This is a genomic window from Neisseria sp. P0021.S007, assembly GCF_051956855.1.
The window spans coordinates 1-531 of the sequence record NZ_JBQCXA010001105.1; the positions used below are offsets into that span (position 1 = coordinate 1).

General features: G+C 57.6%; 1 pseudogene. It reads right to left on the reverse strand.

The window, feature by feature from the left end:
- Window positions 1-3 precede the first annotated feature (3 nt).
- Window positions 4-531: pseudogene (locus tag ACTHUR_RS17755) on the reverse strand (NADP-specific glutamate dehydrogenase); the annotation flags it as partial.

A 531-nucleotide genomic window follows, 5' to 3' on the forward strand; every position in this document is an offset into this window, starting at 1 on the left:
GACTTACACAATGCCTTGCGCCAGCATCGCATCGGCGACTTTGACGAAACCGGCGATGTTCGCGCCGTTGACGTAGTTGGTTTTGCCGTTTTCAGTGCCGTATTTCAGGCAGGATTCGTGGATGCTTTGCATGATGTCGAACAAGCGTTGGTCGACTTCTTCGCGGCTCCAGGCCAGACGGACGGCGTTTTGGCTCATTTCCAAGCCTGAAGTTGCCACGCCGCCGGCGTTGGAGGCTTTGCCCGGCGCATACAGGATGCCCGCTTTGACGAACTGCTCGACCGCGCCCAAAGTGGAAGGCATGTTCGCACCTTCGGCAACGACGTAGCAGCCGTTTGCCAGCAGGGTTTTGGCGGCGTCTTCGTCCAATTCGTTTTGGGTCGCGCAGGGCAGGGCAACTTCGGCGGCAACGCCCCACGGTTTTTGGTTTTCAAAGTATTTCAAACCTTGTTCTTGGGCGTAGGTGGAAACCCGTTCGCGGCGGACTTCTTTCAGCTCGATAAGCGCGGCGAGTTGGTCTTCGGTCATGCC